Annotated in this window: 18 protein-coding genes; 12 read left to right on the top strand and 6 right to left on the bottom strand. The window is 53.8% G+C overall.

Going from position 1 to position 22005, the window contains the following annotated elements; genetic code table 11:
- Positions 1 to 62: 62 nt before the first annotated feature.
- The 3 genes from PK629_08025 to PK629_08015 all read right to left on the bottom strand — a co-directional run bounded on the left by PK629_08025 (position 63) and on the right by PK629_08015 (position 3850).
- Entirely contained in the window at positions 63 to 1679 is a 1617-nt protein-coding gene (locus PK629_08025; GenBank protein ID HOP11424.1) for a bifunctional UDP-sugar hydrolase/5'-nucleotidase, read from the bottom strand.
- A gap of 50 nt (positions 1680 to 1729) precedes the next feature.
- Positions 1730 to 2236: an RNA 2',3'-cyclic phosphodiesterase gene (gene thpR / locus PK629_08020; GenBank protein ID HOP11423.1), complete on the bottom strand. Its 507-nt coding sequence runs from the start codon at positions 2234 to 2236 to the stop codon at positions 1730 to 1732.
- Between the two features lie 339 nt (positions 2237 to 2575).
- Positions 2576 to 3850, bottom strand: a complete 1275-nt coding sequence (locus tag PK629_08015; GenBank protein ID HOP11422.1) for a hypothetical protein — start codon at positions 3848 to 3850, stop codon at positions 2576 to 2578.
- Between the two features lie 262 nt (positions 3851 to 4112).
- On the opposite strand from PK629_08015, the gene PK629_08010 reads away from it, so the two are divergent.
- From PK629_08010 to ftsH, 7 genes are all read left to right on the top strand, one after another.
- Entirely contained in the window at positions 4113 to 6104 is a 1992-nt protein-coding gene (locus PK629_08010) for a ribonuclease J (protein ID HOP11421.1), read from the top strand.
- A gap of 17 nt (positions 6105 to 6121) precedes the next feature.
- Positions 6122 to 7168: a DHH family phosphoesterase gene (locus tag PK629_08005; GenBank protein HOP11420.1), complete on the top strand. Its 1047-nt coding sequence runs from the start codon at positions 6122 to 6124 to the stop codon at positions 7166 to 7168.
- An 88-nt stretch (positions 7169 to 7256) separates the two neighbouring features.
- On the top strand, positions 7257 to 7712 hold the full coding sequence (gene rplI, locus PK629_08000; protein HOP11419.1) for a 50S ribosomal protein L9: 456 nt from the start codon (positions 7257 to 7259) through the stop codon (positions 7710 to 7712).
- 46 nt (positions 7713 to 7758) lie between these two features.
- Positions 7759 to 9132, top strand: a complete 1374-nt coding sequence (gene dnaB, locus PK629_07995; protein ID HOP11418.1) for a replicative DNA helicase — start codon at positions 7759 to 7761, stop codon at positions 9130 to 9132.
- Entirely contained in the window at positions 9129 to 10436 is a 1308-nt protein-coding gene (gene tilS, locus PK629_07990) for a tRNA lysidine(34) synthetase TilS (GenBank protein HOP11417.1), read from the top strand. Before dnaB ends, tilS begins: the two co-directional genes overlap by 4 nt.
- A gap of 14 nt (positions 10437 to 10450) precedes the next feature.
- Positions 10451 to 10990: a hypoxanthine phosphoribosyltransferase gene (gene hpt / locus PK629_07985; GenBank protein ID HOP11416.1), complete on the top strand. Its 540-nt coding sequence runs from the start codon at positions 10451 to 10453 to the stop codon at positions 10988 to 10990.
- A gap of 81 nt (positions 10991 to 11071) precedes the next feature.
- Entirely contained in the window at positions 11072 to 12931 is a 1860-nt protein-coding gene (ftsH, locus tag PK629_07980) for an ATP-dependent zinc metalloprotease FtsH (GenBank protein HOP11415.1), read from the top strand.
- Between the two features lie 68 nt (positions 12932 to 12999).
- On the opposite strand, the gene yfbR is transcribed toward ftsH, so the two are convergent.
- Positions 13000 to 13599, bottom strand: coding sequence for a 5'-deoxynucleotidase (gene yfbR, locus PK629_07975; GenBank protein HOP11414.1), 600 nt, complete (start codon positions 13597 to 13599; stop codon positions 13000 to 13002).
- Positions 13600 to 13741: 142 nt separating this feature from the next.
- On the opposite strand from yfbR, the gene prfB reads away from it, so the two are divergent.
- The 5 genes from prfB to PK629_07950 all read left to right on the top strand — a co-directional run bounded on the left by prfB (position 13742) and on the right by PK629_07950 (position 19751).
- Complete coding sequence (prfB, locus tag PK629_07970) at positions 13742 to 14851, top strand: peptide chain release factor 2 (GenBank protein ID HOP11413.1); 1110 nt, start codon at positions 13742 to 13744, stop codon at positions 14849 to 14851.
- Between the two features lie 287 nt (positions 14852 to 15138).
- On the top strand, positions 15139 to 16149 hold the full coding sequence (locus PK629_07965) for a rod shape-determining protein (GenBank protein HOP11412.1): 1011 nt from the start codon (positions 15139 to 15141) through the stop codon (positions 16147 to 16149).
- A gap of 33 nt (positions 16150 to 16182) precedes the next feature.
- Positions 16183 to 17079, top strand: coding sequence for a rod shape-determining protein MreC (gene mreC / locus PK629_07960; protein ID HOP11411.1), 897 nt, complete (start codon positions 16183 to 16185; stop codon positions 17077 to 17079).
- A gap of 4 nt (positions 17080 to 17083) precedes the next feature.
- Positions 17084 to 17608: a rod shape-determining protein MreD gene (gene mreD, locus PK629_07955; protein HOP11410.1), complete on the top strand. Its 525-nt coding sequence runs from the start codon at positions 17084 to 17086 to the stop codon at positions 17606 to 17608.
- A 115-nt stretch (positions 17609 to 17723) separates the two neighbouring features.
- On the top strand, positions 17724 to 19751 hold the full coding sequence (locus tag PK629_07950) for a penicillin-binding transpeptidase domain-containing protein (protein ID HOP11409.1): 2028 nt from the start codon (positions 17724 to 17726) through the stop codon (positions 19749 to 19751).
- Positions 19752 to 20122: 371 nt separating this feature from the next.
- Here the strand turns inward: PK629_07950 and PK629_07945 are convergent, their stop codons facing one another.
- Together PK629_07945 and PK629_07940 are read right to left on the bottom strand one after the other, a co-directional pair.
- Positions 20123 to 20731 carry a DUF4364 family protein gene (locus tag PK629_07945; protein ID HOP11408.1) on the bottom strand — a complete coding sequence of 203 codons (609 nt, stop codon included), beginning with the start codon at positions 20729 to 20731 and terminating at the stop codon, positions 20123 to 20125.
- Between the two features lie 61 nt (positions 20732 to 20792).
- Positions 20793 to 21938, bottom strand: a complete 1146-nt coding sequence (locus PK629_07940) for an FtsW/RodA/SpoVE family cell cycle protein (protein ID HOP11407.1) — start codon at positions 21936 to 21938, stop codon at positions 20793 to 20795.
- Positions 21939 to 22005: the final 67 nt, after the last annotated feature.

The raw sequence follows: 22005 nt of genomic DNA, 5'->3' as shown, positions 1-22005 counted from the left end.
GGAGTCACTTCAAACTTCCGGCGGGCACTTTTTGATGCTTTTATGTCGGTATAATTGAGCGGTTATTTTGCGATGATTCTGTCTCCGCCGTAAACTTCGGCATACTGTGCGGCGTTACCGCCGCAGCCGCCGCTGATGTAATCGGTCAGAGCGGTATAATCGTCGATAAACTCGTCCAGCAGAATTTCGTTGTCGGCGAACATCGTATAGCCGTCGCCGCAGCTTTTCAGGGTATAGTTGGTGCCGACGAGCGTATATTCCTTTGCGGGGTCAAGCTGCTCATCGCCGATCATCACGCTGACGACGCGGCGCGCTCCGGAGATGCCGGTAAACATACCGTTTTCATCGGTTATAACGGTTGACGGGACGTTGGGATCGTAGGTAAAAGTAAGTCCGGACACCTGTAGAAAACCGCCGAATTCCGCCGGGACTTTGCTGACGCCGTATTCAAGCGCGTCCAGAATCTCCTGACCGGTCACAATGATTTTGCACAGTTTATTCCCGAACGGCTGAACCGCGAGAATATCGCCGTAGGTCACGTCGCCCGCGTTTAGAGCGGCGCGGATCCCGCCCCCGTTCGCAAAAGCCAAGTCTGCGTCTCCCGCCGCGCGGTAAGCGTCGGCGCACAGATCGCCGAGATTCGTCTCGGCGGTCCGGATGACACGTACACCGGTCGTCGGATCGATGATCTCTAAATTCGTATTAAGATGTGCGGCAACAGCGTTGAGAAGGGCATCCGATTCCTGCTTGATGCTGTCGATCAGCGCCGTAATTCCGGCGTCTTTTTCTTCGGTCACCGCAAGCGAAGTCTCGATGCTGCCGTCTGTTTTGACCGTCAAAACGCCGATATATTCCAGCTCGGTTCCGGTCGAGGACAGCGCGACTTCTTTGCCGTCCGCATTTTTCACGAGATCGCATTCGATTACCGAGTGCGAGTGTCCGTCAAGCACTGCGTCAATTCCCGTGGTGTGGGTGATCAGTTCGGTTGAGAGATAGGGAGAGGCGGATTCGTCGATACCGAGATGCGTCAGCGCAACGACATAATCTGCGTCGGCTTTTTTGGCGGATTCGACCGTGTTTTGAACGGCGGCCCAGAGTTTGCCGCCGTCCTCATCCTGCATAAAATTATAGATGTAATTGCCGTTTTCGTCCATGAAATATGTCGGGGCCGAGGACGTCAGGGTTTTCGGAGTCGAAACGCCGATAAATGCGATTTTTACGCCGGCGTATTCCACGACGGTATAGGGCTCAAAGACCGTTTCGCCGGTCGCGGAATCGACAAGATTGAGCGAGACAAACGGGAAATCCGCTTCTTTGGATAAAGCGACGAGGTTGTCCACTCCGTAGTCGAACTCGTGATTGCCGGGTACCATGGCCGCATAACCCAGCGCGTTCATGATACTGATAATATTCTCGCCTTTTGAAAACGCGCCGATCGGAGCGCCCTGGATTGCATCGCCGACATCGACGAGTATCGTTTCGATACCGGCGGACTCGAGTTCGGATCTGTATGCAGCGACACCCGCGTATCCGATCGCATCGTCGACGGCACAGTGTACGTCGTTCGTGAAGAGCACGGCGATTTCTCTGTTTGGGAGTTCGGGTCCGGAGGAACAGCCGGAGAACAGGAGTGGCAAGAGGAGAAGACAGAACAGCGTGGAAAAAATGCGTTTTTTCATATGGTTATATCCCCAATCATGAATAATTTTGTATTCGCTTGTTTTTCGGATTATCCGATGCCGTCAAGCGGCTTTCCGAAAACTTCGGTATAGGTAAGCTTGCCGTTGATGCGGTCGGAACGCATTAAGGAGATGCGGCTGACCGTCATAGCGGCGGGCGAGACGTCCAATTTGATGTTCTTTTCGCGCAATTCCCGGGCTAAGGTGATATGCGCCCGAAACGGTTTCGGGTCAATATCGAAATTTCGTTTGGTGAGTTCGGCGCGCACCGAAGCTGCAAGTGTGTTTAGCGCTGGGTTTTTGTCGATACCCGCCCACCAGAGGTCGCCGAACTTCCCCGCCCCGCCGACGGTCAGCTCGAACGGTGCGCTTTGAACGGCGGAGAGTGCGTTTTTGGCCTCGGAGATGCGGTCACTCTCGCCGATGAAAACCAAAGTCAGATGCAGGTTTTCGGGGCGTGTGAAATTGCCCGCGCTTTGACGGCGCAGGTCTTCAATGGCAGAGAGCAAAACGGTTTTGATCTCCGGGGAAAAATGGACGGCGACAAATAGGCGCATATTGGGCTCCTTTCGAAAATGTTCAATTGTCATTGCGAGGGGCTTCAGCCCCACGGCAATCCAGACCGGGATGGGGAATCGGAAACTTCGTTTCTGAATTGCTCGTTCAGGCGTGAGGCTGTACCTCGCGCTTTTCCTCTGCAAAGACGGAAACAGGAAACAAGGTGCGCCCCTGCAGAGAAACACCAAGGTTGGAAGCGTGGATGATTCGGCGAACGGTTCGCGGATTTTAGTGCGTATATTGTGAGCGGGCATTGCTCGCCGGAGCGCCGGGTCGTCGCTCCCCACAACAATGGCGGGTCGTCATGCCGCCTATCAGGGCGGCTTTGATGCCGACCCCTACAGGATCGGGCGTTTTCGGTAAGGGACGCCGTGGTATTCTTTTTTATCGCGGGCAAGATCAATGAGCAACAGCGCGAACAGCAAAACAGATAAGGCGAAGACGGCGTATTCGAAAATTTGAGGCGAAATCTCCGCGAGCTTGCCGACTGCGGGCATTACAAGCGATACGGGCAGCCGTAAAAGCGAGAAAATAACAAAGCGTACGGGATAGTTTTGCTCTTTTGAATCGGAAAAAAGCTGATTTACCAAAAAAACACTGGACATCGTGGTGGTATTTGAAAGCACTATTACGACAGAATAAGCTTTGAAGGGCAGTAATATCGCAAACAGCGGCAGCAGCACATAGAATCCGGCTAAAACGGTTAAAACGGCGCGATTTCCCCAACGTTTGGCCGCGAATCCCAAAGCGAAGAATCCCACGGCCTTGACGATCATCGATACGGTGACGGCGCTTTGATACAGATTCGTCATGGTCTCGAAATCGGTTTCGTAGCCGATACTGACATACAGGCCGCGTGAGATCCAAATCACCACGAAAAGCAGGGCATAAAATGAAAACAGAAAGGCCTTTTTGGTTTTAAAAGCGGATTTCAACTCGCCGAAGTACTGTTTGGAGGCGATCGGCGTATCCGAGGCTTGGGGCGTGCTGTCCTTGACTTTGGAGAAGTTGTAGATGGCCAGAATCGCAGCGATCAGGACAGCTGAGATTCCGAAAATAATCAGATAAGTGTGCTGTCCGCTCATACCGCCGTCGTTGATCATCAGCTTCATGGCATAAGTCAACGCCGCCGACAGCACGAATGCCGCCGCAATCTGGATCGGACTGAAGACGGTAAATGCAGAAGAAGGGATATTGGCTTTGGTCAGCGCTGCGGAACCGGTACAGGCCAGACCTGAATAAAAAAGGCCGTAGATAAAGATCAGCGCATTGAGCAGCCAGGCGCCGGTGACATTAAAGCAAAACGCCGTGACGGCCGCAGAACCGAGTACAGCCATGAAAACGCCGAGAAACCCTAACAAAAGCGTCTTTTTGGCGGAATTGAGTTTTGCGATCAAAAAAGGTCCCGCCAAAGCCGCCAGCGAAGAGACCGACACGGCCGTGCTTTGAAACCCGACGATTTCGCTGTTGCCGCCCATCTGCATGGCCAATGAACCTGACAGCGTTGAGTCAAACGCCAGCAGCGCGGGTGAGAGCAAAACCCCGGCAAAGAAAAAGGGTGCAAGGATTTTGAACAGGGGATTTTGCCGCAGGGCGCGTTTTGGAAGTCGCATTTGTACCCTTCCTCCCGTAATATTACGAAAATTATAACAGGGCGGCGAAAAATGTCAAGAAAAACAGCTTGACAATCTATTGGGGGAGGTGTAAGATTAATCATGCGCGAGACAGAATTGAAATTTGTCCGACTCGAACTTCCACGGCTGTGGTCTGAATTCGTGTTTTCGCGTGAATTTTGGTATTATGCGGCGAGGCATGAACCGCATTATATAGATTAAATTTGTATCGTTGTATCCCAACGCGAAAGGATCATAGAAAATGAATCAGGAAAAAAAGAACAATACCGGTGCGCCGGTAATTCATGACACGCTCGCGGGCGCGCAGTTCGAGCGTGAGAATACCGGTTTGTCTGCACAGCCGCCCAAGCGCAGAGGCAGACCCCCCAAAAACCGCAAGCCCGAAGAAACCGTGAAAGAGGCGCCGCGTCCGGCACCCGCCGCACCCGTTCCCGAGGAGGAAGAGGAGATTCACCCCAAGTTTTCGCATCCCTCATCCGAACGGGACGTCCGACAGTCGGTCGGCCAGAACAAAATTAAAAAGTATTCCAGAAGCCAATTTAAATACGAACGGGATCCTGAGGCGGCTTCGGTTCGTATTATTCCGCTGGGCGGTCTCGAAGAAATCGGCAAAAATATGACGATTATCGAGTACGGCGACGAGGCCATTATGGTCGACTGCGGACAGGCGTTCCCCAATGATGACGAACTGTTCGGCGTGGACGTCGTGATCCCGGATATGACCTATGTCGAACAAATTAAAGACAAACTGCGCGGCGTGGTCATCACCCACGGGCATGAGGACCATATCGGCTGTCTGCCGTATCTACTCAAAGATTATGCGGTGCCGGTCTTCGGCACCAAACTGGCGATCGGGCTGGTCAACGGCAAGATGCGTGAACACAATATTCCGGAGCGTTCCCGGTTGTTTGGCGTAATTTCACCGGGCGACGTTGTGAGTTTCGGACAGATTTCGGTCGAATTTATCGCCTCGAATCACTCCATTCCCGACGCGGTGATGATGGCCATTTATACGCCGGCGGGTATTATTCTTCACACCGGTGACTTTAAAATCGATCTGAGCCCGATTATCGGCCCCATGATCGATCTGCCGCGCATCTCCGAACTGGGTAAAATGGGCGTTATGCTGCTGATGGCCGACTCGACCAATTCCGAACGTCCCGGCTACACCGCCTCGGAGCGCACCGTCGGCCAATCGTTTGACGGGCTGTTTGAGCGCGCGGAAAAAAAGCGCATTATGATCGCGACGTTCGCATCAAACATTCACCGCATTCAGCAGATTGTCGACAAGGCGGTGGCATTCGGAAGAAAGGTCGCCGTCAGCGGGCGAAGTATGCTGAACACTTTTGCCATCGCGACCGAACTCGGGTATCTGAAAATTCCCGAAGGTCTTGTAATTGATATCGAAGAAATCAACAACTATCTGCCTGAGCAACTGGTTTTGATCACCACCGGCAGCCAGGGTGAACCGATGTCGGCGCTGTCGCGTATGGCATTTTCGGATCACCGCAAGGTTGAGGTCGGGTCGGGAGACTTCATCATCATTTCGGCCACCCCGATTCCCGGCAACGAGCGGATGGTCACCAAGATCGTCAACCGGCTTTTGAAACTCGGGGCCGACGTGATTTATGAGCGTATGTACGACGTGCACGTCTCCGGCCATGCTTGTCAGGAAGAGCAGAAACTGGTGATATCTCTGGCCAAACCGACTTATTTTATGCCGGTGCACGGGGAATATAAACACCTGAAACGTCATTCCGAAACGGCGGAGTCGCTCGGCATCCCGCGTAAAAATATTCTGATCGGCGAAAACGGCGCCATCATCGAGGTCGGCCAAAACGGCATCTCGATCGTGGGCAGCGTCCCGGCCGGCAGAGTGTATGTCGACGGCCTCGGCGTCGGCGACGTCGGATCGGTTGTGCTGCGTGACCGCAGACTGCTGTCGCAGGACGGCATCTTGACGGTGGCGGCTGTAATTGATATAATGAATCCGCGGCTGGTCGTGGGTCCCGAGATCACTTCAAGGGGTTTTGTCTTTATCAAAGAATCCGAACAGCTGCTCGAGACGCTGCGCGTTGAGACGGTTCGCATTATCGAGGAACTGGTCAAGCGCGACGTCAACGATATCAATATCTACCGCAATGAGATTAAAGAGGCGCTGTCCAAGCGTATTTATTTCACGATGAAGCGCAGTCCGATCGTGGTGCCGATTATCATGGCGATGACGATATAAGAAGAGGGGGTGTCCGGTTGGAGATCACAGGCTGCAACAAGGAGTCGTTTTTCTTGTTGAAACAACTGATTCTCGAATCCGACTCGGTGATCGTCAGCGGACACAAGAACTCCGATTTCGACACACTCGGCTCCGCCTACGGGGTGCTTTGTATGGTGCGGGAACTCGGAAAAACCGCCTTTATCGTTATAAACGAGGAGACAAGCCTTTCAACGCCGCTGATCGATCGGATAAGAGCCGATGAATCCGAGGGTATTTTTATCGAACCGGAACGGGCCCGGGAAATTGCAAAAGCCAATGTTCTTTCAATTATTACCGATACCAACAGGACTTCGCTGCTCGAGTGTCCGTTTTTGTTCGACGTCTGCGATCGGTCGGTCATCCTTGACCACCATCAGCTGCGCAGCGATCTGACCGATTTTCCCGGACTCTTTATCCATAATGAACGTGCTTCCTCGACCTGTGAAATGGCCGCGGAGCTGATATCTTATTCCGAGATGACCCCGTCTTCGGTGCTTTGCGAGGCGCTGGCTGCGGGGATTATGCTCGATACTCGCGGATTTACGCAGAAAATCACCCCAAAGACCTTTTTCGTGTCCGGTTCGCTGTTTGCGATGGGGGCGGATATTTCCGATACCCGCAATTTGTTCGACTGCAGTTTGGAACATTACCGTGAACGCACCAAATTGGTGCTCTCTGCACGGATGCTCGGGGACTGCGCCATCGCGGTCGCGGGCAAAAACCAGCCCCGTATCCGCGTTTTGGCGCCTCAGGCGGCCAACGAACTGTTGACGATTCAAGGGGTGAAAGCCTCGTTTGTCATTTATCGCGCAGAAGGCGAGACCTGTATCTCGGCACGGTCGGACGGGCGGTTTGACGTCGCGGCGATCATGGAACAGATGGGCGGCGGCGGAAATATCACCATGGCGGCCGCACAGCTGGCGGGTATCAGCAGATATGCCGCGCTCAAGCGTCTTGAACGGGTACTCAAATCTTATACCGATGTCGGAAAGGACATAACGTTTGAAGACGAACCTTCAAATGAAGACGATTCTTCAAATTGACCGCGCGTGAAAAAGGAACAGCGTTTGGTTCTTTTGGCTTCACAAACGGATCAAATCTCTTAAAATCTGCGAAAGGATGCACATTACTATGAAAGTATTACTTAAAGTGGACGTTAAGAGCGTCGGGAAAGCGGGCGAGATCATCAATGCCAAAGATGGTTATGCACGCAATTTTTTGATTCCGAGAGGGATGGCCGTGGAGGCCACAACCGAAATTTTGAATGAGGTCGCCGCAAAGACGGCGTCGCTGGAACACCACGCAAAAGAGCTGCGCCAGGCCGCCGTTGAGAACGGGCAGAAGCTGGACGGCACGACGGTTGAGATCCAGGCGCGCGGCGGCACGAATAAACTCTTCGGCGCGGTGACGTCCTCTGAGGTCGCACAGGCGATTATGGCGGAGACCGGTATTGAAGTCGATAAAAAGCGCATTACGATTCCCGAGATTAAGACCTACGGAGACTATGCCGCCTGCATCAAACTGCACCCCGAGGTGACGGTGAACGTCAACCTCAAGGTGACCAAACAGTCTGAAGGCGACAAGTAATCCGGAGAAATAAATCCACCATCTGAAAAGAAAGGACGACGGATTCATGAGCCCCGCGGAGTATTCTGCATCTGCGTCAGCGTTTGACATCGTACCGGGTATGCCCTACAGCATCGAGGCCGAACAGGCGGTGCTGGGCAGTGCCCTGCTGGACGACGGTTGTCTGACGTCCGTGCTGGAACGGCTGCGCGAGGAGCATTTTTATTATCCGCTGCACCGCAAGATCTACACCGAGATTAAAGACGCCTTCGAGACCTCCAAAAAGCCCGACTTTATCATTGTTCTGAACGCGCTGTCGGGCGAGACCGATATGGCCAACGAGGAATTGAAAGAGTACTTATTAAAAATCTGCGGCATCGTCCCGACCCTGTCCAACGTGACGGCTTATATTAAGATTGTTCTCGATAAATATTACATGCGCACGCTGTATGCGGCGTCCAAAGACACCATCGACAGCATCTCTTCGGGCACCGAAGAGGCCGATTTTGTCCTTGAACGCGCCGAGCAGCGCATTTATGACATCCGGCAGGGCCGCGACTATAAGGGGCTTGTGCCGGTCAAGAGCATTTTGGGCGATGTCTTCGACGAGATTGACGAACGCGCCAAGCTGAAAAAGAACATCCGCGGTATCTCGACGGGCTACGGCGATCTCGACCGGGCGCTGTCGGGGTTGAATAAATCGGACATGGTCGTTTTGGCGGCCCGCCCCGGCGTGGGCAAATCGGCGTTTGCCGTGAACATCGGCCAAAACGTCGCCGCTTCCGGAGAGGGCGCGGTCTGCGTGTTTTCGCTCGAGATGAGCAAGGAGCAGATTGTACAGCGCATGCTGGCAGCCGAGGCCAATCTGTCGCTCTCCTCCATTCTGACCGGTCAGCTCAACGGCGACGAGTGGACAAGCTTTGCCGCTGCTGCGGGCACGCTGGCGAAAATGCCGTTTTTTATCGACGATACCGCCGGTATCACGATCAGCGAAATCAAAGCCCGTTTGCGCCGGATTCCGAATCTGTCGCTCGTGATTATCGACTATCTGCAGTTGATGCAGAGCGGACGGCGCATTGATAACCGTGTGGTCGAGGTCAGTGAGATGACCCGTGCCACCAAGATTATGGCCAAGGAACTTAACGTTCCGGTCATTTTGATCTCGCAGTTATCGCGCGGCACCGAACAGCGCGGTGCAAAGAACCGCCGCCCCATGCTGTCGGACCTGCGCGAATCGGGTTCAATCGAGCAGGACGCCGACGTGGTTTTGTTTTTATACCGCGAGGACTATTACGAAAAGCTGGCCGAGACCGGTAACCAGGCGGAGTGCATCATTGAAAAAAACCGCCACGGTCCGACGAGTACGATTATGCTGCATTATCAGCGGGCTTCGACCAAGTTTGTGTCAGCGGCATTCGAAGGGCCCCCACCGGAACAATGATTCAAAAGATCGCAGCGTTTATTGAAAAGAACGGTCTTTTTGACCAATATGATCGTTTTCTGGTCGCTTTTTCCGGCGGTGCGGATTCTTCCGTGCTGCTGGATTTTGTTTGCCGGTACGTTTCGGAACACGGCGGCATCGTACGGGCGGCCCATTTTAACCATGGTTTACGCGGCGACGAGGCCCGTCGGGACGCGGAATTCTGCCGTGCCGTCTGCCGCAGAAAAAACGTCGGCTTTACCCTCGGCGAAGGCGATACGCGTCCCTTTGCGAAAGAAAAAGGGCTTTCGCTGGAAGCGGCGGCAAGAGAATTGCGCTATGCGTTTTTAGCCGAAGAAGCCGAAAAGGACGGCTCGTTGATCTTGACCGCGCACAACAGCGACGATAATCTGGAGACCATGCTGTTTAATATCACCAGGGGCAGCGGACTGAAGGGTGCAGGCGGGATTCCGCCGCGCCGCAGCAACATTGCAAGGCCTCTGCTTTGCTGTACGCGTGCAGAGATTTTGAATTACTGCAAAGAAAACGGCATTCCGTTTGTCACCGACAGCACCAATCTGACCGACGACTGCTCACGCAACGTCATCCGTCACAAGATTCTGCCGGTGTTGACCTCCTTGAATCCGGCGGCGATCGAATGCGCCGCGAGAACGGCGCAGCTTTTGCGGGAGGATGAGGAATACCTCTCGGCGGCGGCAGAGGCGCTTCTGGAAGAAGCGCAGAGCCAGGCCGGCTTGAGCTGTGCGGTTTTGGCGGCTGCGGGCGCACCGATTCGTACCCGTGCCATTGCGATGTGGTTTGCGCAAAAAGACGTGACGCCGACCTATAAGGATATCACCGAGGCCGAACGGCTGATCAAAGCCGGCGGGGGCCACAGGACGCTCTGCGGTATCCGTTTAAATGCCTGCAAAGGACTGCTGACATCGGGGGATGAGATGCGTGAAATAAGCCCTGTTGCGCTGGAGGTCGGTGAGAATTGGGTCGAGGGACGCAGAATCACCCTGAAAATCTGCCAAAACCCAGAGAAAAACAACAAATTGCACTTTATTTCTTCACTGAATTGTGATAAAATAACAGGACAGCTCGTTGCCCGAAGCCGGCAGCCGGGGGATTATTTTCACTCGGGCGGCGTCGGGAAGCCGCTGAAAAAGTGGTATAACGAGTATGGAGTTCCGATCTCGATGCGAAACCGACTGATCGTCATTGCCGACGACAGCGGGCCGGTATTCGTAGAGCGTTTCGGCGCGGACGAGCGGTTTGCTGCTGTTACCGGACGCGCGGCATTAGATATCGAAATCGGTTGAAGGGAGAACGCCTCTTGAAAAACGATATTAAGAACATCCTTCTCAGCGAGGAACAGATCTCAAAACGGGTCGCCGACTTAGGCGCTCAGATCAGCGAGGAATACCGCGGAAAGAATCTGCTGCTGGTCAGTGTGCTCAAAGGTTCCGTTGTGTTTATGGCCGACCTGATGCGCAGCATCGACATCCCCTGCTCCATCGATTTTATGTGCGTATCCAGCTACGGTTCCGGGGTCAAAACCTCCGGCGTCGTCAAGATCGTCAAGGATTTGAATCTTGAACTCAAGAATTTCGATCTGTTGATCGTCGAGGACATTCTCGACAGCGGGATGACGCTCTCGTATCTCAAAAAGACGCTCGCCCTGCGCGGGCCTAAGACCATTAAGATCTGCACGCTGCTGGACAAGCCCGAACGCAGACAGGCCGACATCAAGGCGGATTACGTCGGCTTTGCCGTACCGGATGAATTCGTCGTCGGCTACGGGTTGGATTTTGATGAGAAATACCGCAATCTGCCCTATATCGGAGTGTTGAAACCTTCGGTATACGAGAAGTGACCGTAAAACGGGTTTCATAGAAATCATTTCTCGGAGAAATACTATCTTTACTCGGCTTTGCCGGAAAGGCATGGAAAAACAATGACAAAATTTAAACGAATCCTGGTTTACGGGTTGGTTTGCATCGGGATTCTGCTGATGATTTCCTGGATGATCAACGGACTCGGAATTGAAGAGAAAAACACTTATTCGCAGATACTCAATTATTTTCAAGACGATCAAGTCGCCTCGCATACCCTTGACTTCGGAACCGGCGAATTGAAAATTGTTCTCAAGAGCGATCCCGAAAACGAGATTACCTACAAGGTTGCAAGCATTACCCTGTTCTTGGAGGATACCGCACAATACAGAGCTGATGCGGTCGAATATAACGCCACGACAGAGGGCTTGAAAAACCCGATCGAGTTCGATTATACGCCTGCCGCTCAGACCGCATGGTGGGTGGCGATGATTCCGTATGTGCTGCTGTTCGGCGCGATGTTCGCGTTCTATTACTTTATGATGCGCCAACAGGGCGGCGACGGTCGGAAGATCGCCAACTTCGGCAAGGCCAGATATAAGACCGCTTCCGACGAAAAGCGTAAGGTCACCTTTGACGACGTTGCGGGGGAGGACGAGGAAAAAGAGGAACTGACCGAGGTGGTCGAATTCCTCAAGAACCCCGGCCAATATACCGCACTCGGCGCAAGAGTGCCCAAGGGCGTTTTGCTCGTGGGGCCTCCGGGTACCGGTAAAACCCTGCTTGCCAGAGCTGTCGCAGGTGAGGCTGGCGTGCAGTTCTTCGCCGTGTCCGGTTCCGACTTCGTTGAGATGTATGTCGGTATGGGCGCGTCGCGTGTGCGTGATTTATTCGAGCAGGCCAAGAAAAACCTGCCCTGCATTATCTTTATCGATGAGATTGACGCGGTCGGCAGACGCAGAGGCGCGGGTCTCGGCGGCGGCCATGATGAGCGCGAACAGACCTTGAACCAGATTCTCGTCGAGATGGACGGTTTCGGCATCAACGAGGGCGTCGTGATTATTGCGGCGACCAACCGCCCGGACGTTTTGGACCCGGCGCTGCTGCGTGCGGGGCGTTTTGACCGCCAGATCGTGGTCAGCATGCCCGATATGGTGGGCCGTGAGGCGGTGCTGAAGGTGCATGCCAAGAACAAGCCGCTTGCACCCGACGTCAATCTTGAAAATATCGCAAAGACGACGGTCGGCTTCTCGCCCGCCGATCTCGAAAATATCCTGAACGAGTCGGCGCTGCTGGCCGCCCGCAGAAAGCACAAGGCCATCACCAATGACGACATCGAGGACGCCAAGAATAAGGTCATGATGGGCCCCGAGAAACGCAGCCGCAAGGTCACCGACAAGGACCGCAAGCTGACCGCATATCACGAGGGCGGCCATGCGATCGTCAGTTATTTTCTGCCCAACCAAGATCCTGTGCATGAAATTTCGATTATTCCGCGCGGAATGGCCGGCGGTTATACGATGTATCTGCCGACTGAAGACAAGAGCTTTGTCACTAAAAACGAGCTGTTGGAGGATGTGACCTCCATGCTCGGCGGACGTGTCGCCGAAGCGCTGATGCTCGACGATATCTCGACCGGCGCGTCCAACGACATCCAGCGCGCAACTCAGATCGCCCGTACGATGGTCACCAAATACGGATTCTCCGAAAAACTCGGCGCTGTCTGTTATGACTCGGGCGAAGAGGTCTTTTTGGGGCGTGACTTTACGCATACCCAGAATGTCTCAGAATCCGTTGCGGCTCAGATTGACGAGGAGATTCATAACATTATCAACAGTTGTTTTGCCCGCGCCAGAGAGATTTTGTCCGAACATACCGACATTCTCAACCGCGTGGCGGAACGGTTGCTGGCGGATGAGAAGATCTCCGGTGAGGATTTCCGCGCCATGTTTACGACACCCGCACCCGAACCCGGGCTCTGACAATAAAAATTTTCGAGGGCTGATGTTGTCATCAGCCCTCGCGGCATGTCTTGAACAGGATCGGGGATTCAGGTTTCCAACAGATCATCCAGGGATTTGGCGTAGAACGGCAGATATTTTTTTACGAAAAGTTCCGCTGCGGGCAGATGCAGATTCTTGATTGCCGCCAGCTGCGCTTGCTCGGCCGCCGCGAATTCGCGGTTGCCGAACGCCAATTCTTCGCGGCACTTGATCAGGCCCGAGAGCTTATCCGCCGCCTTGACGAGCTTCCATTCCAAACAATCGGGGTCAGGCGCTAAATACGGCGCATAGGCCGTACGGAGGTCGTCGGGCAGCGAATCCAAAAGCCGCTCGGACGCCGCATGTTCCACCGCCTTATAAGCATCCCGAATTTCAGGGTTGCGGTATTTGACAGGCGTCGGCAAGTCGCCTGTAAAGACCTCCTGCGCGTCATGATAAGCCGCATACAACACCGCCTTTTTTACGTCGGCCGTGCCGATGGCGGATTCGGTATCGAACGTATTATGGATTTCGGCCAGCGCGTGGGTGATGTAGACGGTCTCGAGCGAGTGCTCACAGAGGTTTTCGGTGCGCGTGCCGCGCATCAGCCCCCAGCGCCCGATGTATTTCATACGGGATAACAGTGCGAAAAATCTGCCTTTTTCCATGGTGAATGCCCCCTTGTTTGAAATGATTATAACATGGAAGAAGATGAGATGTCCAGCCGGCATGATGCCGGCGGGCGGATGATATCCGCCCCTACGGTTGGAAACCCATAAATATATATAAAACCGGAAGGATTGAAAACACATGCTGCAATATGAGGAAATACTGTTATTTATGCGGGACAAGAAACCCGAACTGAACGAATACCTTGAGGCGGTCCGTTATGAAAAACTCAAAGCGGAGCTTGCCGACTTGGAACAGGAGACCCACGACGAGAAATACTGGAGCGACGTGGCCGGATTACAGGTGCTGATGAAAAAAATCGGCGCGATTAGAGCTAAAATCACCATCTGCGAAAAGCTGAAAACCGACTATGACGACTGCGTGGCGCTGGCACAGATCTGCAACGAGACTGAGGACCTCTCCATGCTCGATGAGGTCAAGGAAGCCGTTGAGGCGTTCGAAAAACAGTTGGATGAGAAAAAGCTGACGCTGCTGCTGTCGGGCAAATACGACGACTGCAATGCCATTGTGACCTTTCACCCCGGTGCCGGCGGCACCGAGTCCAACGACTGGGCACAGATGCTGTACCGTATGTATACCCGTTGGACAGAGCGCAGCGGGTATAAATATCAAATTCTCGATTATCAGGACGGCGACGAGGCCGGCATCAAGAGCGCTTCGATTTTAATTACCGGCGAGAATGTCTACGGCTATTTGAAATCCGAATCCGGCGTTCACCGGCTGGTGCGCTGCTCGCCGTTCGACGCCTCCGGCAGAAGACATACCTCTTTTGCGGCGGTTGAGGTTACGCCGGAAATCGACGACAACATCGACATACAGATTCGGGACGAGGATTTGAGAGTGGATACGTACAGAAGCAGCGGCGCAGGCGGACAGCACGTCAACAAGACCTCGTCGGCGATCCGTATCACGCACCTTCCGACCGGCGTCGTCGTCGCCTGCCAAAATGAGCGCAGTCAGCATCAAAACCGTGAAACCGCTATGAAAATGCTGCGTTCCAAACTGGCTGACATCGCCGAAAAACAACACCTCGAGAACATCAACGACATCAAGGGGGTGCAGAAGGAGATTGCCTGGGGCAGCCAGATCCGTTCCTATGTCTTTATGCCCTATACGCTGGTCAAGGATCACCGCACCGATTACGAAATGGGCAACATCAACGCGGTGATGGACGGCGACCTCGACGGCTTTATCACCGCTTATCTGAAAATGAAGGTCAATCAGGATTAAATTCTATATTTAGGAATATTTCGAATTAACAGTGAGCAGTTAAAAGTGTACAGTGATAAGTAAATTAACAATGCAGTATCGTAGAGATTGTATTATGAGTTTCCGGATATGTCACTGTTCACTGTGAACTGTCAACTGCTCACTGAGAAGCTTTCATTATACCCATTTGAAAGTGGGATCAAAGATAAAACCCTTGTTAATCCGCATAAATTGTACTATAATATATCCGGAACAAAAGTTCGTTTCCGAATTTTATAAAGATAATCAAAATTAAGGGAGAGAAGACAATGTTTACAAAGGACATCGGCATCGACCTGGGCACTGCCAACACGCTGGTACACGTCAAGGGCAAGGGCATTGTGCTGCGTGAACCGTCGGTCATCGCGCTTGATGTGCGCACCGACGAGGTCAAAGCGGTCGGTACCGCGGCAAAAGAGATGATCGGCCGGACCCCCGGTTCCATAGAGGCGATTCGCCCGCTCAAAGGCGGCGTTATCGCCGATTTCGACGTCACAGCGAGCATGCTGCAGCATTTTATCCGCGCCGTCTCGGGCAGCGGATTCTGGAGCCGTCCGCGCGTGATGGTCTGCGTGCCCTCCGGCGTTACCGAAGTCGAGTGGCGCAGCGTGCATGAGGCCACCCTGAAAGCCGGAGCCAAAGAGGCCAAGGTGATTGAGGAGCCGATGGCGGCCGCAATCGGTGCGGGTCTGCCCATCGATGAGCCGATCGGCAGCATGGTCGTCGATATCGGCGGCGGCACGACAGAGGTTGCCGTGATCTCCCTGAACGGCATTGTCACCGCAAAATCGGTCCGCGTAGCCGGAGACGCTTTTGACGACGCCATTGTATCGTATATCAAGAAAAAGTATAATCTGCTGATCGGTGAACGCACCGCAGAGGACATCAAGATCAAGATCGGTTCGGCGTTTCCGGTTGAGGAGAGCGGCAGTTTGGACATCAAGGGCCGAAATCTGCTCGACGGATTGCCCAAGAATATTACGATTACCGCAGTCGAAGTACGTGAGGCGCTGGCCGACCCGCTGGCCGCCGTGCTTGAGACCATCCGCTCCACGCTGGAAGTCACTCCCCCCGAACTGGCCTCGGACATCATCGACAGCGGCATGATGCTGACCGGCGGCGGTGCGCTGCTGCGCGGCATTGATAAGTTTATCAACGTTGATACCGGTATCCCCGTGCATATCGCCGAGCGTCCGCTCGACTGCGTGGCCGAGGGCACCGGCAAGGCGCTGGAATATTACGAACATCTGTCCGATGCCCGCAGTTCGCGGATGCGCTAGTAAATCCGTTTTCGCCGTTTTGGAGAGTCATGGATGAAGGAGTTTTTTAAGGGAAGAGCATTTAAAATTCTGGTTGCGATCGTTGTGGTGCTGACCGGTCTTTTGATCGGCAACGCCGCAAGCGGTCGCAATCTCTCTTTGCCCTCCGACTGGCTCGGTAATCTGACCGCACCGTTCCAGGATTTTGCCTCGGCGGTTAAAGGCGGTTTCTCCGGACTCGGCGTCTATTTTTCCGATAAAACGGCCACCGAGGCCGAAAACGAAGCGCTTAAGGCGCAGGTCGCCCAATTACAGCAGCAATTGGCCGACTATGAGGAATTGCAGCGGGAGAACGAACAGCTCAAAGAGATTGTCGGCATCACCGAACAGCGGCAGGATCTGAAAATGATCGGTGCGACTGTGATCAGCGGCGACGGCGGTGAATATTACGGATCCTTCACCATCAATAAAGGCAGCCGGGACGGCATTCAGGAAAAGGATGCGGTGGTCACGACGGCCGGAGTTGTCGGATTTGTCAGCGAGGTATCGTATAATCACTGTACAGTCACGACCCTGCTCTCCCCCGACTGCAACGTCGGCGGATACGATATCGTCTCGGGCGATTTCGGTGTTTTGACCGGTGACAGTACATTGGCCGCACAGGGGCTGTTCAAGCTCGCTTACTTACCGAAGGGCAGCTTAATTGCGGTCGGGAATATTGTGGTGACCTCGGGACTGGGCGGCATCTATCCGCAGGGATTTGTCGCAGGGGTCGTACAGCGGGTTGTGGCCGACGATCAGGGACTGGCCATGGACGCGGTGCTGACGCCGTCAGCGGATTTTTCGAATCTGAAAGAGGTGCTGGTCGTGATCGACTTTGATCCGGAAGGTACGGTTACCGACTCCTCGGTGACTTCCGAAAACACTTCCTCCGGCACAGCTTCGAGGTGACAGAGTGGAACGGGAATTTTCAACGCGAACCGCGTTGTTTAAGTGGCTTTGGTACTGCGGGCTCGGGTTTTTATTCTTTTTGATTCAAAGCGCGGGGTTTTTTCCGCCCATCTTCGGGACGAGACCGAATTTTCTGCTCGTTTGGGCGCTGCTTGCCGCCATCTGCGAGGGGCCTTATAAAGGCGCGTATTTCGGGTTGGGGTGCGGTATCTTTTTTGATATCATCCACATGGGAACGGCGGGATATTTTCCGCTCGTGATGATGATTCTCTGCTTCTTCATCGGTGTTTTGATCCGTACCGTGATGCGCAACAACCTTGTGACCGCACTGTTGCTGGTGTCCTCGGCAATCGTATTAATTAAATTTTTTGAGTGGCTGCTGTTTGTGTGGCTCGCCGGTATCGACAGGACGACTTTTTCGCTTGTCACGCGTACCCTGCCCTCGATTTTGTATACCGCCGCATTTATCGTGCCGCTTTATTGGCTGGTTATTTGGATAAAAACTCGTTATGACCGTCTGAGTGATTAAATTTGAAAAACAGATTGTTTTTCAAAAGGAGTTTTATCCTTATGCGCCGACAGCAGGTGTAAATTCGGATTTGCCGAGTCGGATAAAACATCCGCTGATTTAAGAGGATTATCTTATGGGTAAGAAGACCGCAAACGCACGCATGATCATCATCATCGCCATTACGGTGGTGTTGTTTGCCGTGCTTGCGGGTCGGTTTGCACAATTCCAGATCGTCGAAACCGAGGCCATTGCCACCCAAGCCAAGCAGAGCGAGGAAAAGACCATCAGCGTCGAGGCCGCGCGCGGCGAGATCACCGACCGCTATGGGCGGGTTATCGCCGGCAACAGCATGAGCTATTCTGTCATCATCCGGCGGGGCAGTTTTCCGTCGGGCAGCGACGGTGAAAAGCGTATCGAGGTAATCTTATTGTTATGCGACCTGTTGGCTGAGAACGGCGAGACGCTTTCCGAGAGTTTACCGTTGAACAGCGATCCCGCAAATCCGCAGTTTTTATCGGATCGGGACGGCGATATCGCCGATTTAAAAGAACTTTTGGATAAACAGCCCTACGCTACGGCGCAGAACTGCTTTGATGCGTTGGTCGAACGGTATGGGTTGGAAGAACTCCCGGCGTCAGACGCGCGCAAGGTTATGGGCGTACGTTATGAGATGGAGATCGGAGCCTATTCCTCCTATAGACAAATTACGATTGCCAAGAACATATCGATGGCGACGATTACGGCGGTCAGGGAACAGAGCGAACTGCTGCCCGGCGTCTATATTGCCGCGGTGCCCGAGCGCACTTATTATATGCCCGATATCGCCGCGCACATCATCGGCTATACCGGCCCGATCTATGCCGAGGAGTATGCAGAACTCAAGGCGCAGGGTTATGCGCTGGATGACGAGGTCGGCAAAAGCGGTATCGAAAAGATGATGGAGAGTTATCTGCGCGGCACCGATGGGACGACCGTGACCAATTCCGACGATCCCGAGACTACGGTTACCAAGGCGACTGATCCGATCCCCGGAGCGACTGTTGTATTGACCATCGACAGTGATTTGCAGAAAGTGGCACAGGACGCGCTGGCTGAGACGATTCAAAACATCGCAGCAAAGGGAAATTATGAGGGTAATCAAGGCGCCGACGCCGATGCGGGCGCTGCGGTTGTGATTGAAGTCGATACCGGTGAAGTGCTGGCTGCGGCCAATTATCCCACCTACAGTTTGGACGATTTGCTGAACGATTATAATTCGGTGTTGAACGCCGAGAATCAACCGCTTTATAACCGTGCATTTCAGGGTACATATCCGCCCGGTTCGACTTATAAACCGTTGGTGGCTTTGGCCGCGCTTGAGACCGGCACCATCACGGTGAATACCAAGGTCACCTGTACGCATATCTACACTTATTATGAAGATTACCAGCCCAAATGCTTAGGCACGCACGGGCCGATTTCACTCGAACATGCACTGGCGGTTTCATGCAATTTCTATTTCTTCGAGGTCGGACGGCTGACCACGATACAAGTGATTGAAAATTACGCCAAGTCCTTCGGATTCGGAGAGAAGACCGGCATCGGTCTGCCCGAGAGCTCCGGTATCGTCGCGGGCATCACGTATCGCTCCTCCATCGGCGAGGTATGGGTACCGGGTGATACGCTGCAGGCCGCCATCGGGCAGAGCGATAATTTGTTCACACCCCTTCAGCTGGCCAACTATATCGCCACAATCTGCAGCGGCGGTATCCGGTATCAGCCGCGCATCGTCAAGCAGGTGGTTTCGAAAGACGGCACCGAGACGCTGGTCGCCGATGAGCCGGTGGTCGCCGGAACGGTGGAACTCGACCCGAAGAACATCAGTTCGGTGATGAAAGGCATGCTCAGCGTGACCCTAGATGGTACTGGCGCGGGGGTTTTCGGCGATTATCCGATTAAAGTCGGCGGCAAAACCGGTTCCGCAGAAGTCAGCAGCGGTTCTCCGAATGCGGTGTTCGTGGCTTTTGCACCGTATGACGATCCGCAGATTGCGGTGGCCATTGTGATTGAGCACGGCTGGCACGGCGGTGAGGCGGCCAACGTGGCCAAGGCAATTTTCGACGCGTATTTCTTTCCCGACGGCACCGAGGCGGCTGCCGACGTGGGCGAATTGGTGCGGTGAAAACGGCTGACGATGACTGGTGTAGGGGCGAACTGCGTTGGCCCGCTTCATGAGTGCGATCATTCCGGCGGTTACGGTATAAAAAAGCGCCCAAAAGGGCGCTAAATTTCTATTTCCCCGTCCGCTATGCGGGCGCCCCTCTATAGAGGGGAATTTTCAGCTATCCCGTTGCATAAATCACTGAGTGTGAAACTGCGGAGCGACGAGGGCGTCGCTCCCTACAGAGGGAAGCCTTCTACCACTGCGGGGACACATTTCCTTTGACCACCCCGGCACTTTGTGCCACCCCTCCATAGAGGGGAATAGGTGTTTTATGAATTTAGAAATTCAAAGAAACACTTTAGTGCAAACAAATTTTACGTAAAAACCATTTATTTCATACGCTCTGCCAATGCGGAGAGCTGGCCGCTGTCGGCGGAGAGAACCGCGAAAACCGCGTTATAGAGCAGTTCGGGGTTTTTGAGGAACTGCCGGCCCAGAGAAGCCGCCAGTTCGCCGCTGCCGACCGCCGCGCGTACCGACATCAGCATGCCGCCGTGATCCTTTATGTTGCAGACCAAACAGACGTTGTCGTCGACCGTTTCGATCGAGAACTCGTTTTCGGCCAGCATATCGGTCTTGTGTACCACCCGCATGCCGCGCCCCAAAATCCGGTCGCGGATCGAGACCGGCAGCGAGTCCTGCAGAATGTCGCAGCTTTTTGCGCCACGCGGGGTGATGGAAAAACTGCCGTCTTCCCCGCGTTCGACGTTGCCGTTTTGCTGCAGCAGGTCGAGCGCCTGGGAGAAGTCGAAATAGTTGACCAGCTCGCTGCCCGGCAGAATCTCGTCGAGCTGCGCCTTGGTCAGCGTCTGCGGGATGTGTTTGAGCAGATAGCAGATCAAAATCTGAATGCCCTCGAAGTCGATGATACCGCCGGGGGCGATGCCTTGCCGTTCCCGGATGCCGTCGTTGAGCTTATCAGCAGCGTCTTTTCGCATGATTTTACCCTCCTATCCTGCTAAAAGAAAAACCGTTTTATAATAATGTATGATCGAATTCTTACCGGATGACTTTGTCGAAGAAAACGTATCGCTCACGCTGGTTATAGACCCCAAGCACCATGCCGATGGAAATGAAACTGACCATGACAGAGGTCCCTCCCGAGGAGAAAAACGGCAATGTCACGCCGATGACCGGCACGAGTGACAGCGTCATGCCGACGTTGATGATGGTCTGGGTCAGGATGATCGCAAATACGCCGACGCAGATACTCTTGCCCGCAATGTCACGGGAGGATTTGGCCGCGTTTAAAATTCGCATCAGGATTGCAAAAACGAGAATCAACACGATCAGGCAGCCCAGAAAGCCGAATTCCTCCCCGAGCGCCGCGATGATGAAGTCGTTGCGCTGCTCCGGCACGAGAGAGGCTTGCGTGCGCGGACCCTGCAGCCACCCCGTGCCGAAAAAGCCGCCCGAGCCGATGGAGAATTTGCCCATGATCTGTTGATAGATATAGTCGTAGTCGGGGTCGAGTTCGGGGAAATAGACCGCTAAAATCCGCTTTTTCTGATAGGTTTTGAGCACATAGGTCCACAACAGCGGAACAGAGACCGCCGCTGCGCCGAACGCCATGGCGAAATATCGGAACTGCACTCCCGCCGAGAACGTGATGAATAAGAAGATAAACACGAAGATGATCATCGAACCCCAGTCGCGCTGGATCAGCACCAATCCGATGGGAACCACCGCATGTGCGACCAGACCCAGCACGCCTTTGGCCGTTTTGATCTTATCGCCCAGGGTTTGTATGTGCAGAGAGAGTGTATAGATGAACGCGAGTTTGAGCAGTTCGGAGGGCTGAAGCAGCAGACCACCGGGCAATTGGAGCCAGGCTTTGTTATCGGTTCCGGCGGGGGTATAGCCCCAGATATAGGTCAGCACCATCAGCAGAATACAAAGCGGGACATAGACCTTCCAGAGCTTTAATAATACCTCGTAGTCGATGAGCGAGACCAGAATCATTGCAAATAGGCCGATTCCGATGCCGAGACACTGGACGACCGCATGACGGGTGGAGGTGTTGTGGGTCGCGCTGTAGATCACCGCAACGCCGAAACCCGAGAGAGACAGGCACAGCAGGATCAGCGCTATATCCACTTTTTTGACGAATTCGGATATCGCCCTGCCGGCTTTGCCCATATTCATGTCGTCCTTTCGCTGGATTTGAGGTTTGGCTTGCAGTCACCTATTTATCAGAATTTTAGTAATTTAT

This window comes from Oscillospiraceae bacterium (assembly GCA_035380125.1).
Classification (GTDB): Bacteria; Bacillota; Clostridia; order Oscillospirales; family JAKOTC01; genus DAOPZJ01.
The sequence above is the reverse complement of the archived record's forward strand: the minus strand, read 5'-3'. Positions and strand labels throughout refer to the sequence as shown.